This window comes from Saccharibacillus endophyticus (assembly GCF_013185185.1).
Taxonomy (GTDB): Bacteria; Bacillota; Bacilli; order Paenibacillales; family Paenibacillaceae; genus Saccharibacillus; species Saccharibacillus endophyticus.
Genome location: NZ_JAAZWE010000001.1, coordinates 1 through 17,055 on the forward strand (window position 1 = coordinate 1; position 17,055 = coordinate 17,055).

13 protein-coding genes are annotated in these 17,055 nt (G+C 49.8%); all 13 read left to right on the top strand.

The annotated features are described in order from the left end of the window. The first annotated feature begins 975 nt into the window (after positions 1-975). The 13 genes from HRQ63_RS00005 (at position 976) to galU (ending at position 17,052) form a co-directional block, all read left to right on the top strand. Complete coding sequence (locus HRQ63_RS00005; RefSeq protein ID WP_172237246.1) at positions 976-2,628, top strand: glycosyl hydrolase family 28-related protein; 1,653 nt, start codon at positions 976-978, stop codon at positions 2,626-2,628. Between the two features lie 276 nt (positions 2,629-2,904). Next, a complete protein-coding gene (locus tag HRQ63_RS00010; RefSeq protein WP_229714020.1) occupies positions 2,905-4,077 on the top strand; it encodes a right-handed parallel beta-helix repeat-containing protein in 1,173 nt (390 codons plus the stop codon). Positions 4,078-4,785: 708 nt separating this feature from the next. Next, positions 4,786-5,541: a YveK family protein gene (locus HRQ63_RS00015; protein WP_172237249.1), complete on the top strand. Its 756-nt coding sequence runs from the start codon at positions 4,786-4,788 to the stop codon at positions 5,539-5,541. 12 nt (positions 5,542-5,553) lie between these two features. Further along, positions 5,554-6,768 carry a glycosyltransferase gene (locus tag HRQ63_RS00020; RefSeq protein ID WP_172237252.1) on the top strand — a complete coding sequence of 405 codons (1,215 nt, stop codon included), beginning with the start codon at positions 5,554-5,556 and terminating at the stop codon, positions 6,766-6,768. Positions 6,769-6,824: 56 nt separating this feature from the next. Further along, a complete protein-coding gene (locus HRQ63_RS00025; protein WP_172237255.1) occupies positions 6,825-7,466 on the top strand; it encodes a CpsD/CapB family tyrosine-protein kinase in 642 nt (213 codons plus the stop codon). Between the two features lie 51 nt (positions 7,467-7,517). Continuing rightward, positions 7,518-8,210 (top strand): sugar transferase, encoded by a 693-nt coding sequence (locus HRQ63_RS00030; protein WP_172237258.1) that lies wholly within the window; start codon positions 7,518-7,520, stop codon positions 8,208-8,210. 42 nt (positions 8,211-8,252) lie between these two features. Continuing rightward, positions 8,253-9,413 carry a glycosyltransferase family 4 protein gene (locus tag HRQ63_RS00035; protein WP_172237261.1) on the top strand — a complete coding sequence of 387 codons (1,161 nt, stop codon included), beginning with the start codon at positions 8,253-8,255 and terminating at the stop codon, positions 9,411-9,413. Between the two features lie 30 nt (positions 9,414-9,443). Beyond that, positions 9,444-10,784: a UDP-glucose dehydrogenase family protein gene (locus tag HRQ63_RS00040; protein WP_172237264.1), complete on the top strand. Its 1,341-nt coding sequence runs from the start codon at positions 9,444-9,446 to the stop codon at positions 10,782-10,784. Between the two features lie 138 nt (positions 10,785-10,922). After that, positions 10,923-12,269, top strand: coding sequence for an O-antigen polymerase (locus tag HRQ63_RS00045; RefSeq protein ID WP_172237267.1), 1,347 nt, complete (start codon positions 10,923-10,925; stop codon positions 12,267-12,269). Next, a complete protein-coding gene (locus HRQ63_RS00050) occupies positions 12,262-13,404 on the top strand; it encodes a glycosyltransferase family 4 protein (protein ID WP_172237270.1) in 1,143 nt (380 codons plus the stop codon). Before HRQ63_RS00045 ends, HRQ63_RS00050 begins: the two co-directional genes overlap by 8 nt. 37 nt (positions 13,405-13,441) lie before the next feature. Next, positions 13,442-14,587: a glycosyltransferase gene (locus tag HRQ63_RS00055; RefSeq protein WP_172237273.1), complete on the top strand. Its 1,146-nt coding sequence runs from the start codon at positions 13,442-13,444 to the stop codon at positions 14,585-14,587. Positions 14,588-14,628: 41 nt separating this feature from the next. Continuing rightward, on the top strand, positions 14,629-16,095 hold the full coding sequence (locus HRQ63_RS00060) for an MOP flippase family protein (RefSeq protein WP_172237276.1): 1,467 nt from the start codon (positions 14,629-14,631) through the stop codon (positions 16,093-16,095). A 48-nt stretch (positions 16,096-16,143) separates the two neighbouring features. Then, entirely contained in the window at positions 16,144-17,052 is a 909-nt protein-coding gene (galU, locus tag HRQ63_RS00065) for a UTP--glucose-1-phosphate uridylyltransferase GalU (RefSeq protein ID WP_172237279.1), read from the top strand. Positions 17,053-17,055 lie beyond the last annotated feature (3 nt).

Genomic DNA, 17,055 nt, shown 5'->3' on the forward strand with positions numbered 1-17,055 from the left:
TGGACCGCAGGGTCCCGGGAGAGTAGGAAGCTGCCAAGCCAATGAAGAAGTCTTCTCTTAACAGGGAAGGCTTTTTTCTTGTTTCCGGAGACTCTACCTCTTTCGGCGGTTAGAGCATGTACGAAAACTCAGCGATGTGCATCTGGAGCTGTTTTTTTACCCGTTGCGGATATCGACTTAAAGCGTGTCGCTATCCACCTATACCTCCGTTACTTTCCCTCGACGTACCCCGGCATGCTTTCTGAAAAGTTACTTGCTGCGAATAAAAATCCATCCAATCTGCTTCCTTCGAATTTTACATACACGCCCTAGTACCTTGACCGTATAGCATCTGAGGTTTGAGCGCGAAACCTCGCTTTCATGAATCGTTTTGCCCGTGATCGGTGGCTAGCGGATCGCATATCCTTTAAACCGATTATTTTCGTAATCTGAAATCCGTAATGGATCGTAGGGGCGTTTAAACCGGAAAAACGGATGAAATCGGCACGAAAATCGGCCTTTTTCACCGTTAAGCGTCGCCTCGTTCCGTTAAAATTCTCAATTCCCGAATTCGTAGCGCTAAGCGTCATGTCGATCTGTTACATGTCCTCTTCTCCGGATTGCGCTCTCACACCCTCCTACTAAAAATTATGTCGAAATTGTAACTTTTCAAGGGGTTTTATAGTAGAATGGACTTTGGGTCTAAACATTGCCTCGCAGGTGGCCGATAATACATAAAGTGGGGCTTTTTCAGAAAAAATTATGAATCTTCCACGGATACTGCCCGGATAGCGATCACAGATGAAATGACACCTCGGGTCCCCCAGGATTTATTGCGCATAACATGGCCTGGAAACGAGAAAAGGTCCGGCATTCTCCGTTTATTTCTTCGTAATAGAGGCAAGACAAAAATAGCATGACGGCACAGTTTGAATTTATAGGATATAAACAGATAGTTATAAAGAATTTTCAATCAACCATTTTGGGAGGTACATCTTGAGTAAACGTAAATTTTTATCCGGTTTGGTGGTTTTATCGTTAAGTATCGGAGGAACTTTGGCAGGAGGCGTAACGTCGGAAGCTGCTGGAGTTACCAAGACGTACTCGTCTTCAGCAGCATTCAGCATGTCTCAGCAGGGAGCCGGTCAGTGGTATTACGAGAAGCTATCTGGCACCGCATATCTTGATCTGGTTTATGACAAGAAAAATAATCGCTGGGCTGCGCCTAGCGGCTACCCTTGGGTATCGGCAACGGCTCTTCATCCGGATCAGAATTTCGATGCGGTTCGTAAATGGGTTTCTCCAGGGAAGGGAACTATTTCAATCTCCGGAAGCGTGAAAAAAGGCAGCAGCGAAGGGGACGGAGTCGTTGCAACGATCAAAAAAGATAATGTGAAGCTGTGGAGCTCAAGTATTACGAATACAACAGCTGTTACTCCGAAAGGCGTTTCGGCAATTCCTGTGGAAGAAGGTACCGAAATTTCGTTTATCGTGAATAAGCTCGGAAATGCGAATCACGATCATACGATGTGGGAACCGGATATTGTTTATAGCGGTTCGGCTCCGGCAGCTTCGTCGAGTACGGGAAAGAGCACCAAAGCATCGGCAGCTGCTCAAATCAAATCATCGCCGGTTGTATCGGTTCTGGATTACGGGGCAAAAGCTAATGACAATGTAGACGATTATGCCGCTTTTGTTGCTGCGATCGATGCGGCAAAAACGTCAGGCAAGCCCGTGTATGTTCCTGCGGGAAATTATATTTTGAGTGATATTTTGACCATTGACGGCGTAAAAGTACAGGGTGCCGGCAAATTTTTGACTACGATCACTTCAACCAATCCGAAACGCGGCTCGATCGATCTCAAAGGCAACGGCGTAGAACTGAGCAATTTAAAGCATGTCTACCAGACGACCGTGCCGCGTGGGGACGGATCTAACGAAAAAAATAGCATTACTGTACGCGGAGCAAAAAACTTTAAAATTCAGGACGTTTATGTAAGCAAATCCAGTACGGCAGGTATCATGGTTACGTACGGCTCGACAAACGGAACGGTCAGTGGTAACACACTCGATTCGACAGGTGCCGACGGCATTCATATGACCGGCGGAAGCAGCCATATTACGGTTGAGAACAATATCGTGCGTAAAGCCGGCGACGATACGATTGCGGTTGTCAGCTATATCGATAGCGATGTGAACCCGGTCAATAACATTACCATTCGCAAAAACAATGTCGGTTACGGTTCAAAAGCGCGGGGAATCGCAGTCGTAGGGGGTACGGATGTGACCATCTCGAATAACTCGGTTCAAGATACGAATATGGCAGGGGTTTATGTAGCCGTCGAAGCCTCCTATAATACGCGAAACGTAGATCGGATTACCGTATCGAACAACGTCATTAACCATACGGGAATCGCACAACCCCAGAATCATCCGAACGTGTTGGTCTATGCTTCTCAAGGCGTTGTGGATAATGTCGTATTCACAGGGAATATCATTAAAAATGGTGCGCATCGCGGTATTGGCGTGTGGGGTGAAGGGAAAATCAAAAACATCACATTCAATAAAAACACATTGATTAATCGTGTAGGCGCGCCTACTACATTTACAAACGGAACGATCAAACTGAATCAAAACGTAGGATTTTAAAGGATAGATTTGTTGGGTAGATCCGAGAGGAATTTAACCTGAGAGAAGCGGATGTCGGCGAGAACCGGCATTCGCTTTTTTATTGATTTATTGAGGTTAGTGCTTAGAGAAGAACAATGCGGTTTAAATAACACTAATCCTGCTTAACCGCTTTTCACCGTTCTGAAACATAAAAGGGAACCTTTTCCGGAATAAAAACTTTGTTTGAACGGATTATTGAAAACGTTATTAGGTTTGGATGTGGAGTGAGAGTCGAAAAGCGTGAAGGAGGAAACCATGAGAAAAAAAACAAACAGGAAAATTTGGTGGGCCATTTCGATCGTCGTCGTGCTTGCGGCTGCTCTCGCGATTTGGAGAGGGGCTATTTTTATGAGAGAAGAAGCGAAGACGCCGGAAGCTGCAAACATTGGTTCTACAGTTGAGGTACCGGAGGGTGCATTGTCGATTGTCGATGAAGGGGCAACGCCGGATGATGATACGGATGATTTGGCAGCTATTCAAGCAGCGCTTGATCGAGCGGCCGCAGAACAAGTTGCCGTATACATCCCCCCGGGCAACTATCGACTGAGCGGTATTTTGGTTATCGACGGAGTAGAACTGTTGGGAGACGGAGCCGATCAAGCCATTCTGACTTCAACCAATCCTGAAAACGGTTCGATCGACGTCGAAGGAGACGGTGCAGTGCTTAGCGGCTTTGCCCATGTCTATGAAACAACGGTCGAACGCGGGAACGGAGCTAATGATAAGAATAGTATTACGCTGCGAGGTGCCACTAACTTTACGCTTCAAGGACTAAAAATCGATAAGTCGAGCACCGCAGGGATTTTTGTGGGCGATGAATCTGCGAACGGTACCATACGCGGCAATTCGCTTCAGGATACAGGAGCCGACGGGATACATATCACCAACGGAAGCAGCAATGTAACTGTAGAAGAAAATAGCGTTCGAAAGGCAGGAGACGACACGATTGCCGTAGTCAGTTACGAAGAGAACTCAAAGACAACTCAAGATATCACCATCCGAAGAAACGATGTGGGATATGGCTCGAAGGCCCGGGGCATTTCTGTTGTTGGCGGAGAAAATGTGACAATCGAGAACAATCAGATTCGGGATACGGAAATGGCTGGCATCTATATCTCGGTTGAAAAGGAATGGGATACTCGTAACGTGAAAAATATCGTGATTAACGAAAATACGATCGAGCATACGGGTACACGACTTGGATCGGAACATCCGAATATTCTGGTTTATGCCTCACAAGGGATCATCGACGAAGTGAAGTTCAACGGAAATACCATCAGCAACTCGGTACATGGCGGAATAGGCGTATGGGGAGACGGAGACATCGGCAACATCTATTTCGACGCAAATAAACTCGAAAATACGAAAGGATTGGCAACAAATTTCAAAAGCGGAACGATTCATTCTGAAGGCAATACAGGGTTTTGAATTTCGAAAAGGAGTCAGAGGTATATCCCTGGCTCCTTTTTGTTACTTTAGGTTGCTTTCTCTCTTAAAATAGGAAAATGAGTCTGCTTGCTTGCGAAAAGTGAATAGGCATAAAGAACTAAAATCGCTTCAAAGAAATTGAATTTGATTCAAGCGAAAAGGGCGGGTTTATAAACTAGCATCGCAAAAGCAAATAAAAAGATGTGAGGAGGAAGTTAAGAATTTGAAAAAGTTTTGTGAAGGCTTTGTAAACAATTTTTGAAGAAAAAGCAAAGCCAGCTAAAGGTTAAATTAGCAGCCGAGTAAATGAGCTGCCGTTAAGAGAAGCAAGAGGCGAGTGCAGGGACTACAAGGATTTGATAGCAAAAAATCCGCATAGGGACTTTTGGCATCCAAAGATGAACAACTTCTTTTCGCTACGTCGGTGCGCTATCCACGGAAGGGAGTTGATCGCGAAGCTTGAGCGGACTACATAATCGGAGTGTTCACGAGAAATTCCTGAATAGGTTGGTCTCTTGCAGCGAACCAAGAAATAGCCGGATAAACGGCAAAGGTTCGAATTTTCTATTTTTAATTTTGAAAATGTAAGTCGTTTCCACAACCTTTTCGAAATTAATCAATTTTATTTTCAATATGTAAAGATTGTTCTCATTGCGTAAAAGGGTTCACCGACTGTTAACCATCTCATTGAACACGGAGGGATCGTGCATGGAGTTAAAAGAATATTTGAGCGTCATTAAGAAAAGATGGTGGGTGCTTGCCCTGACCGTGTTGGTGTGCTTCGCTGCTGCGATTGCATTCAACTCCAGATATGAGCCCCTCTATAAAGCTTCCGTCGACTTGATCGTCAATGAACCTTCGATCAGCAGTACGGGGCAGGCGCAGGTCGACTCCAACTCGATTGAAGCCAATCTTAAACTGATCAATACGTACAAAAAGATCATTACATCCGATTCCATCACCAAACTCGTGGTAGAACGCCATCCCGAGTTGAACCTGACTTCGACGCAGATCGGCGACAAACTTATGATCGATTCGACGCAAAACACGCAAGTCATTAACGTTTCCGTGCAAGATCCTTCATACGAGAAGGCTGCAACGATCGCCAATTCGACCGGCAACGTATTCATCAGCCAAATTCCGGAGATTATGCAGGTCAACAATGTCAGCGTCTTGAACGCAGCCGACCCGAATCTTTCGGCGGCTCCGGTAAACGATCACAGACAGATGGTAATCGTTTTGAGTCTGATCGTGGGACTTATGCTGGGCTTCGGTATCCTTTTCCTGATCGAATACTTGGACGATTCCGTCAAAACGGAGTTCGACGTGGAAACCGCGCTCGGGTTGCCCGTATTGGCGAAAGTGGAACGGATCGCGAAAAGCGATTTGAAAAACCAGCAAACCAACGATTCAGGACAGCCTGAAGAAAAAGCACTTCTTCGTACTGCCAACGAGCAGCGATAAGAGAGGCGAGCCATGAAACTCATTCAACCCGAACTTCCCGTACTGATCTATCGGGATCAAATCTTGCCGCCGTCCGAGACTTTCATCAAAAGTCAGGCTGAACGTTTTGAATCTTTCCATTCTTATTTCATGGGTTCGCGTCTCGTGCCCGGACTGCAGATCGAAGCCGATAAGCAGATTATTATCAACACCGGGGGAGTATCGGGGCGAAGAAAAGAGCTTGAATTCAAGCTGATGGGGCCCGGTCGCAGATTGACGCAGCGTCTTAAAGCGATTCAGCCCAAACTCATTCATGCTCATTTCGGTCCGGAAGGCTGTCTGGCTATGCCGATTGCGGAGAAATTGAAAATTCCGTTGATCGTAACTTTCCATGGATATGACGCGACAACCAAGGACGAGTACGCCAGAAAATCTTATTATACCCATCGAAATTATCTGAAACAGCGCTCGAAACTTCAGAAAAAAGGAGATCTGTTTATTGCGGTATCGGATTTCATCCGCAGTAAATTGATCAGCCAGGGTTATCCGCCGGAAAAGATCGTTCGTCACTATATCGGGATTAACGTGGAGTCCTTTACGCCGGACCCTGCGATTCAGCGTCAGGAGACGGTTTTGTTCGTTGGACGGCTTGTTGAGGTCAAAGGTTGTGCTTATTTGATCAAAGCTATGGCTGAAGTCCAACGCAAAAATCCTGAAGCCGAGCTTGTCGTGATCGGAGACGGTCCGCTTCGCGGGGAACTGGAACGTATGGCGGCACAGCACCTGAAACGTTATCGGTTTCTTGGGACGCAGCCGCATCATGTCGTTCGCGAGTGGATGAACAAAGCAAGAGTGTTCAGCGTTCCAAGTGTCAGAGCCGAGAACGGTGCCGAAGAAGGGCTGGGCATGGTGTTCTTGGAAGCAGCTGCAATGGGGGTTCCGGTGGCAAGCTTTGCTACAGGAGGGATTCCGGAAGCTGTCGAACACGGCAAGAGCGGTTATCTCGCGCCTGAGCGGGATTCGCATAGACTGGGTGCTTACATCGAACGTCTTTTGACGGAGCGCGATCTATGGAAATCGTTCAGCGAGTATGGTCAGGCCCGAGTCAGCCGTCAGTTTGACCTGCAGGAGCAGACTCGAAAAATGGAAGACCTCTACAAGATGGTTATTTCCAAGCAATGGACCGAGGATCGGCTGCGATCGGATTCGATCATTCCTTCCGTCGGTGAAGCCCAACATGTTTTATAAAAGCAGATCTACCCTTCAGCATGAACCAATCCTATTAAAGGCAGGCGATGTAATCGATGACTAGAGCCATGAGCAGCGGAACTTACCTGGTGGCCAATAAAAACTCAACTGCGGACGCCTCCGAAGCCTATCGGACGCTGCGCACGAACATCCGCTTTTCGGCGATGGGGCGTTCCTCGAAAATTTTATTGGTCACCTCGGCAGGCAGTGATGAAGGCAAAACGACAACCGCAACGAATCTGGCCGTCTCTTATTCGCAAGAAAACAAGAAAGTGCTGCTGATTGACGGGGATTTGCGAAACCCTTCGCTCCAACGAGTCTTTCCACGTTCCAACAAGCGAGGGTTGACCGATGTGTTGAGCGGACAATGCGGCTTGGAAGCAGCGGTATCCACGACGGCCATTTCCAATTTGTCGGTGCTTACCGCAGGTACGATACCGCCTAATCCGTCCGAAATTCTCGGTTCCGATCGTATGCAAGAATTGTTGAAAGAAGTTTCCGCGTACTATGACGTTGTATTGATCGATTCGCCGGCCGCATTGGATGTGTCGGATGCGCAGATCCTCGGCACGATGTCGGACGGCGTGGTATTGGTGGCTCATCAAGGCAAGGTAACGAAGGAAGAATTGAAGAGAGTGAAGCGCGGCATGGATCACGTGAACGCTCACATTTTAGGCGTCGTATTGAACAAAGCGTAAAGACTGCAAGCTCGACATCCACAGACACCCAAGACAAATGGAGGGGAAACCATGAGTGTAGTCAGAAATGATGCCGAAGCGGCAGAGTACAATGAAGCGGCGTTCAGGGACCTAACCTGGAATCGGGGAATCGTGTTCAATACAACCAAACGGAGTATGGATCTGGTAGCTTCTCTGATTGGTCTGATTCTTTTATCGCCCGTATTTTTGGTATTGGCTATTCTGATCAAGATCGAAGATCCGAAAGGACCTGTGTTCTTCAAGCAAAAAAGATTCGGAAAGAACTCGAACATGTTCAGCATTTACAAGTTCCGTTCGATGGCGACCAATGCGGAGCAGCGATTGAAAGAAGATCCGGCCCTGTATGAAAAATACGTCGCCAACAACTATAAGCTGGAGCAAGACGAAGATCCCCGCATCACGTCCATCGGTCGTTTCCTGCGCAAGACGAGCCTCGACGAGCTGCCGCAGCTGTTAAACGTACTCAAAGGCGAAATGAGCCTGGTCGGCCCGAGACCCATCGTGGCGCAGGAATTGAAAGAGTATAAAGACCGCAAAGACGATCTGCTCTCCGTCAAACCGGGCGTAACCGGGTATTGGCAGGTTAGCGGACGCAGCGACGTCGGTTATCCCGAGCGCGTAGACCTGGAACTCCATTATGTCTATCACCGGACGATCTGGCTGGATATTCGGATTCTGTTTGCGACTGTCGTCAGCGTATTGCTCAAAAGAGGCGCTTATTGAGCTCAGGCTGACTCCTATATCAGAAGAGAAAGGATGATCCGAATGAAAGTCGCAATCATTCATGACTGGTTGACCAGCTATGCCGGATCGGAGAAGGTGCTTGAACAAATGATTCAAATCTTCCCGGAAGCCGAAATCTACAGCCTTGTGGACTTTATGCCGGAAAAGGACCGGGGGTTCCTGCAAGGAAAAAAAGTACATACCTCCTTTATTCAGAAACTGCCGCTGGCTAAAAAGCAATATCGCCAATACCTGCCGTTCATGCCGCTTGCGATCGAGCAGTTCGATCTTTCGTCGTACGATCTGATCTTGTCCAGCTCCCATGCGGTAGCAAAAGGAGTTATTACCGGACCGGATCAATTGCATATCTCTTACGTGCATTCCCCGATCCGATATGCCTGGGACATGCAGCCTCAATACCTGAAAGAGTCCGGACTTCAAAAAGGGCTCAAAGGCGCGATGGCCAAAATCATTCTCAGCCGTATCCGTTTATGGGATTATCGGACTTCGAACGGCGTCGATCATTTTGTCGCCAATTCGCAGTTTATCGCCAATCGGATCTGGAAAGTCTATCGCCGCGAGGCCTCCGTCATCTATCCTCCGGTTAATGTATCGGCGTTCACGGCGCGCGAAGACAAAGAAGACTTTTATCTGACGGCGTCGCGTATGGTTCCTTACAAAAAAATGGACATGATCGCCGCAGCTTTCGCGCAAATGCCTGACAAGAAGTTGGTCATTATCGGAGACGGACCGGATATGGAAAAGGTTCGCAAGCATGAATCGAAAAATATTCAAATCCTCGGCTATCAGCCGGATCATGTGTTGGTCGATCATATGCAGAGAGCTCAAGCGTTCGTTTTCGCCGCCGAAGAAGATTTCGGGATTACGCCGGTCGAAGCCCAAGCTTGCGGGACGCCGGTTATCGCATACGGAAAAGGCGGCGCTTTGGAGACGGTTAAAGGGCTGGATGAACTTATGCCGACCGGAGTGTTTTACGATCAACAGAATCCGAGCGCGATCATTGAAGCCGTGCAGCGCTTCGAATCGGAAAAAGCCAAAATCCTGCCGACGAATTGCCGCAAAAACGCGATGCGCTTCTCGCCGGAAATATTCCGGCAAAATTTGCAAACGCATATCCATAACAAGCAAAGCGAAGAGGGGCGTCGGTTCGGCGCGGAACGGATGATTTCACGGGTGCTTTAAGCCGATTCTCAAATCAAAGGAGACTTCATTATGAAATTGACATTCATAGGGACCGGCTATGTCGGTCTGGTATCGGGCGTTTGCTTTTCGGCAATCGGCAATCAAGTCACCTGCGTAGATAAAGACCTGGACAAAGTGGAACGTCTGAGTCAAGGTGAAGTTCCGATCTATGAGCCAGGGTTGCAAGAATTGATGGAGAAAAACACCGCACTCGGCAACTTGAAATTCACTTCCGATCTGACGAATTCGGTGAACGATGCGGATGTGGTATTCATCTGCGTAGGCACGCCGTCGCTGCCGAGCGGCGAGGCGAATCTCGAATACGTCGAACAAGTCGCGCAAGATATCGCGCTGGCAATGAACGGTTACAAGATCGTCGTGACCAAGAGTACCGTTCCGGTCGGCACTAACGATAAAATCAAAAAAATCATTAGCCAGCTCAGCCCGCATGCTTTTGACGTCGTATCCATTCCGGAGTTCCTGCGCGAAGGTTCGGCGGTGAAAGACACGCTGAATCCGGATCGCATCATCATCGGAACGGGCAGCGAACGCGCTGCGGCTACGCTGACCGAGCTGCACCGTCCGCTGACGAACGAGATCATGGTCACGGAAGTGCGCAGCGCGGAAATGATCAAGTACGCGTCGAATGCTTTCCTGGCTACCAAGATTTCGTTCATTAACGAGATTGCGAACATTTGCGAAAAAGTCGGAGCCGACGTAACGCATGTCGCTCAGGGCATGGGCTATGACAAGCGGATCGGCTCCTCGTTCCTGCAAGCCGGTATCGGATACGGCGGCTCGTGTTTCCCGAAAGACACGCATGCTTTGATCCAGATTGCAGGTAACGTGGACTACGAATTCAAACTTCTGAAATCCGTCGTCGAAGTGAACAACGATCAACGCTTCAACATCATCGCCAAGCTGAACCATTCGCTCGGCGATCTTCAAGGCAAGACCGTCGGCATCTGGGGATTGGCATTCAAGCCGAACACCGATGACGTGCGCGAAGCGCCGGCACTCGATATCATCAAGACTCTGCTGCAAGAAGGCGCGATCGTTAAAGCCTATGATCCGATTGCCACAGAAAACTTCCGCCGCTTCTTCCGCAACGAATCGGATGTGGAATGGTGCGATTCCGCCATGGATGCCGCGGCAAGCAGCGATGCGCTCTGCTTGTTGACGGATTGGTCGGAATTCAAAGAAATCGATCTGCAGCAATTGAACGGCGCGATGAAGCAGCCGGTATTGATCGACGGACGCAACGTTTACTCCAGAGAACAATTGGCGGATACGACGTTCCAATACTACTCGATCGGACGGCCTGAGCTGGAAAGCTTGTCTCCGTTCCGTAATTCTGTAGCCTCGGATTAATCCGAGGTTACCCTGATTTATCAAAACCAAGAGCGCAGCGATGACGATTTGAAAGACTTTCGGCTTTCCGTCAGGAAAACGAGGGTAGAGAAAAGCGGCATCGCCTAGCGGCTTGTTGGCAGAAAGGAGGATCGGACGATGGCAAACAACAATCAAGCAAAATCTACGCAAGTCACAACGATCGAAAACGTTCAGCGAATCTGGTGGCTGAATCCGACCGTCATTTTCGCAATCTTGATGACCGTGATCCTGATCGGCGCGTACTACATACCGGCAGACAGTTACGTTTCCTTCTACCGTGTCAACAAATTTATCGACCCGTCGAATATCATCTACTCCATTCTTCCGGTCTGCTGCTTTGTGATCGGCGGCGCTCTTGCCTTTCTGGCCGGAAGGGGAACGAAGCCGTCGCAAGCATTCAGCGAAGTGATGGAGAAAAAAGATTCCTTCATTAAAATGTGGATCGGCTTGCTGTTCGGCTTTACGATGTTCGGTTACGCGATGTGGTTCCTGGTCATGCTGCGCGGCGGCTTCAGCATCGGATTGTTCATGAGCGTGCTGAGCGGAGAACCGGGCGCGATCTACGGAATCAAAGAAAGCTTCGATAACGTAGCGGGCATCACTTCGTTTACCAACTTCAGCATTCCGTTCGTCATCCTGACCAGCTACTACCTTTTTTATAATAAGAAAAAGATGTACATATGGATGCTTGCTCTAGTGTTCGTCCTGACGATGCTGCGGGCGGTGTTTTTCCTGGAACGTCTGGCCATCATGGAGTTTATCGTTCCGGCCGCCGTCGTATTCTTCTCGATGCGGGCCAAGCTCGGACGCAAAACGCCTTTCGTCGGATTATATCCGTTCATCGGCCTGATCGCGCTCGTCGGATTCTTCGGAGTCAGCGAGTATTTCCGGTCCTGGCTTAGCTATTACGTGAACTACTATCCGTCGTTCTGGGAATTTATCGTGACCCGATTTTTCGGGTATTACGTGACTGCCATCAATACGGGAACTTTGTACTTCCAGCATCTCGGTTTCCATTGGCTGCCTTTCCCGAGTTCCACGGCAGAATTCATCTGGAAATTCCCGGGCGTGCCGGATACGGCTTACGAATCGATTTACGGTTTCGAACCGCAGTCGGTCATTAACAACACGCTGGCGACGATGGGTAACCCGGAATTCAATAACCCGTCGGGACTGCTGCAGCCTTACAGCGACTACGGCTTTAGCGGCGCGCTGATCTTCTGGGTCATCGTCGGCTTTTTCACCGGAGTTCTGTATACCCATTTCAAAAAAGGCCACACGTTCGGCATGATGATCTATCCGATCTGGCTGGTAGGCGTATTGGAGATTCCTCGCTACTTCTACTTCGGCAGCGGACGCTTCTTCCCGTGCTGGATCATCATTCTCGCCTTTACCTTCATTTTGCATTACAACCGCAAGAAACTGACAAGCTGGCGTTTGAAAGGAGTGGGAGCAGGTGACTAAGACGCGTATTTACATCAACGGACGATTCCTCAAGGCTTCCGTAACCGGTGTACAGCGTTATGCTTATGAACTGCTGCGCACCATAGACCAATTGATCGGTCGGGATGACCCGGCCGTTCGCGGTTATGAATTTATCGTTTTGGCTCCAAAAGGAGACATTCATGAGTTAGGTACCCGGCATATCGAAGTTCGTCAAACGGGGCGCTTCAGCGGGCAATTGTGGGAACAAATCTCGCTCCCGCTATTATCGAAAGACGGCTTCCTCATCAACTTATGCAATGCGGCTCCGTTGTTCAAGCGCAGGCAAGCCGTCACGCTGCATGATGCTGCCGTGTACTCGGTGCCGGATACGTATTCGTCCGCATTCAAGATGTGGTACAAGTTGATGTTTCGAACGCTGGGGCGCACGTCGCCGCTTATCCTGACTTGTTCGGAAAACTCGAAAGACGAATTGATTCGCCACTGCGGAATTCGCGAAGACAAGATCCGGGTCATCTACCACGGAAAAGAACATGTGCTTCAAAGCGGAAGTGCTCCCGATTATCCGGCGCAGCAGGGGTTGGATCGTCCTTTCGTGCTTGCCGTAAGCAGTCGCAGTCCCAACAAAAACTTTCGTTCCATCGTTCGTGCAGCCGAGCTGATCGGAGATCAAGGGTTCGACTTCGTGATCGCTGGAGGGACAAACCCGAAGATTTTCAAATCCGAAGACGCGGAGCTGGGCAATAACGTTCGGCATGTCGGGTACGTCGAAGACGAAGAATTGCGGACATTGTACGATCGGGCATCCTGCTTTGTTTTCCCTTCTTTCTACGAAGGATTCGGTTTTCCGCCGCTCGAGGCCATGGCATGCGGCTGCCCCGTTGTCGTATCGGATACCGCTTCGCTGCCGGAAGTATGCGGAGACGCCGTCTTGTACTGCGACCCGAGCAGACCCGAGGATATCGCCGGGAAGATCGCCAAGGTGATGCAAAGTCCCGAACTGCAGCATGAAATGAGACAAAAAGGACTGGCTCAAGCCGGTAAGTTCTCTTGGGAAAAATGTGCTTACGAGACGCTGGGCGAAGTGAAGCGGCATGCGATCGGACGTTATACGGAGAAAGTTGCCCGCAACGAAAATCGTAAGGCGCAAGCTTGATCCAAGAACTTAACGCGAGAAAAGGAGGAGAGTCGGTATGAATATTATGTTTGCGAGCCATACGTATATGGGAAGCCCGTTCGTGGTCGGCTCCCATCACTTATCCAGGGAAATGGAGAAGTTGGGGCACTCGGTCATTCATGTCAGCACCCCGCTAAGCCTGTTTCATCTGCTGAAGTGGAAAGATCGGGATATTCAGGCTCGCTTCCGCATTTTGCAAGGGAAGAAAGTCGATACGTCGGCAGTCGTCAACTCGGTTCCGATGTCGCTGCTGCCGTGGGAAATTGCCGGACCGATCTTCAAAAAGACGCAGAAGAACTGGATGCTGCCCGCGATCAAAAAAGTGATGCGCGAGCACGAAATGGCTTCCGTAGACTTATTGTTGATCGACCAACCGCGCTTTGTCGGACTGGAGAAGCTGGTATCGCCCAAAGTGACCATTTACCGTCCGACCGATATTTACAGCAAAATGACGGGAGACGCTTCGATCGCTACGGCCGAACGAACGTTGATGTCGGTAGTCGACGGACTCGTATCCACTTCTGGCCCGGTATTGTCGGAGCTTCAGGAATACAATCCTGCCGTACCGACATTGCTGCTGGAAAACGGTGTCGAATACGAACACTTTTCCGCTCCGGCCGAAGAACCCGAAGACTTGAAGAGTATTCCGTCGCCGCGCGCCGTTTATGTGGGAGCGCTGGACGAACGGCTCGATCTCAAAGGACTTAAGCTGTTGGCGAAAGAAAAGCCTAATGTCAGCCTCGTCATTATCGGCCCTGTAAACGAAGAGACAAAACGCGATTTCTCGGAGTTCGCCAATGTTTATTTTCTCGGAGCAAAAAAGTACGCGACCGTGCCTGCCTACCTTCAGCATTCGGACGTGGCGCTGCTCCCGCTCAGCAATCATGCCGCCAATGCGGGGCGAAGCCCGATGAAGCTGTATGAATATGCCGCCGCCGGACTGCCGGTCGTGGTAACGGAGACGCCGGAGCTGCTTAGACGTCAGGAACGCTTCCTGCACTTTTACCGCGATAGCGCGGAATTGCCGGACCAAGTCGAAGCGGCGTTATCCGCGAAGCAGGATCGGCTGGCGATCCGCGAGATGGCGCGAAGCCATGCTTGGGAATCCAAAGTGAACACGCTGTTGGATTTTATCGATAAGCTCCAGGTCAAGATCGGATAGACAATCTTAGATAGAGAATTGCAAACCTAAGGAGTGGCGATATGTCTTCATTAAAGAAGAAAGGGATCAAAGCGGCGAAGTGGTCAAGCATAGCCACGATCGTGACGATCGTGATCCAGCTGCTTCAGCTGGTCGCGCTGTCCCGGATTTTGAGTCCGATCGACTACGGTCTGATGAGCATGACGATGGTCGTCGTCGCTGCGGCGGTCAATTTGACCGATGCGGGGATCTCGAACGCCATCATTCACCGTCAGGACGTGACCAAAGACCATCTTTCCAGTCTCTACATACTCAACCTCGTTACAGGAGCTTTTATCGGCGTCATTATTTTCTTCTCGGCGCCGCTCGTGGTCTGGTTCTACCAAGAGCCCGAGCTGCTTAATCCGGTTCGCTGGATGGCGCTGCTGTGTCTGCTTCCGGCTTTCGGACAGCAGTTCGAAGTTTTGTTCCGCAAAGAGCTGAAGTTCGACAATATCGCCAAAATCCAGATCGTGTCTTACTTCGTCGGCTTCCTGCTGGCGGTCGGCGGCGCGATCGCAGGCTTCGGCGTCTACGCGCTGGTTCTGTCGAACTTGGGCAACGCCTTCGTGAAATCGTTCATGCTGTTGGTTCAAGGTTGGAAAAAATGGACCCCCCAGCTGCATTTCGCCAAAAAAGATTTGAAAGGCTATCTCAGCTTCGGCGTTTATCAAATGTCGTCCAACGTGATCCAGTCGCTGATGTCCAACATCGACTATATCCTGATCGGTCGTCTCTACAGCGCGCAGGTTCTGGGTTACTACTCGTTCGCGTTCCAGCTCTGCACCATGCCGGTACTGAAACTGACCCCGCTCATCAACACGGTCAGCCTGCCGTTGTACGCGAAGATGCAGGACAACATGGAACGTCTGCGCAGCGGCTATATCAAAACGATCAGTTTGGTCAGCTACCTGAACGCGCCGATCTATCTGGGCCTGCTGGTCACCGCTCCGGTACTCGTGCCGTTCATTTTCGGAGCCAAATGGGAACCGAGCGTCATTTTGATCCAAGTGCTGTCGCTCGCCATGCTGATGCGTTCGTTGATCGTCCCGATCCAACCGCTGCTTCAAGCCAAAGGGCGGACCGACATGTACTTCCGCTATACGCTGATGGGCATGTGCATTCAGGTTCCGGGACTTGCGGTCGGCACGTATTTCTGGGGCATCATGGGAACGTGCGTCGCTTACGTCGTCATTCAATTTTTGCTGATGATTATCCAATACCATTACGCCATGCGCCGAATGATCGGGCCTTGCTTGCGCGACTACCTGCGCAGCATGGCGCCGGGATTGTCTTACGGACTGATCATGGTCGCAGGCGTGCTATTGATCAATTATTTGTCCGTTGCCGTGTTCTCTCAAGAAGCGAACTTCGTGATCCAGGTCGCTGTCGGAGCGTTAATCTACTTTGCCGTTATTTTTCTTTTTAACAAAGAATTGTTTCAAAACATCAAGAATAGGCTTATAAGTAAAACTAAGTTAGCTAAATGACGGTGATTGCGTTAACTAAGTTCACACATTCAGAGGAGGGCATCAACGATGACTAAAGTTAAAAAAGCAATTATCCCGGCGGCCGGCCTAGGAACAAGGTTCCTGCCCGCAACGAAAGCAATGCCGAAAGAAATGCTTCCGATCGTAGATAAGCCGACCATTCAATATATTGTCGAAGAGGCCGTTTCCTCCGGCATCGAAGATATCATTATCGTAACGGGACGCAGCAAGCGGGCCATCGAAGACCACTTCGATAAAAACATCGAGCTGGAAGCGGACCTGGAAGAGAAGAACAAGGAAGAGCTGCTGAGCATCGTTCGCGAAGTGACCAACCTGGTCGAGATCCACTGCGTCCGGCAAAAAGAACCGCTCGGTCTCGGACATGCCATCTGGTGCGCACGCAAATTCATCAACAACGAGCCGTTCGCGGTACTGCTCGGCGACATGATCATCGACAGCGAAGTGCCTTGCCTGAAGCAAATGATGGACGAGCAGGCACGTACCGGCGGCAACATGATCGCGGTCGAAGCCGTGCCTTGGAAAGACGTAAGCAGCTACGGCGTCATCAAGGGCGACAAACTGACCGACAACCTGAACCTGATCACGGATCTCGTGGAAAAGCCGAAAACGGACGCGCCGTCCAACCTGGCAATGATCGGCCGTTACATCCTCGAACCGGGTATCATGGACATTTTGGAGCATCAGACAGCGGGAGTGGGCGGCGAGATTCAATTGACGGACGCGTTGAAAAAGCTGGCGGAACTGTCCAGAATGTACAGCTTCCGTTATGACGGAACGTTGTACGACGTCGGCAGCAAAATCGGTTACCTGAAAGCCAATGTCGATTTCGCGCTCAAACGCAGCGGCCTCGGCGACGAGCTTCGCGAATATCTGATCGAAAGCCTGGTCGATCCGGCCGCGGCAGCAGAAAAAAAGGATAATCTCAAAATCGTTTAACCC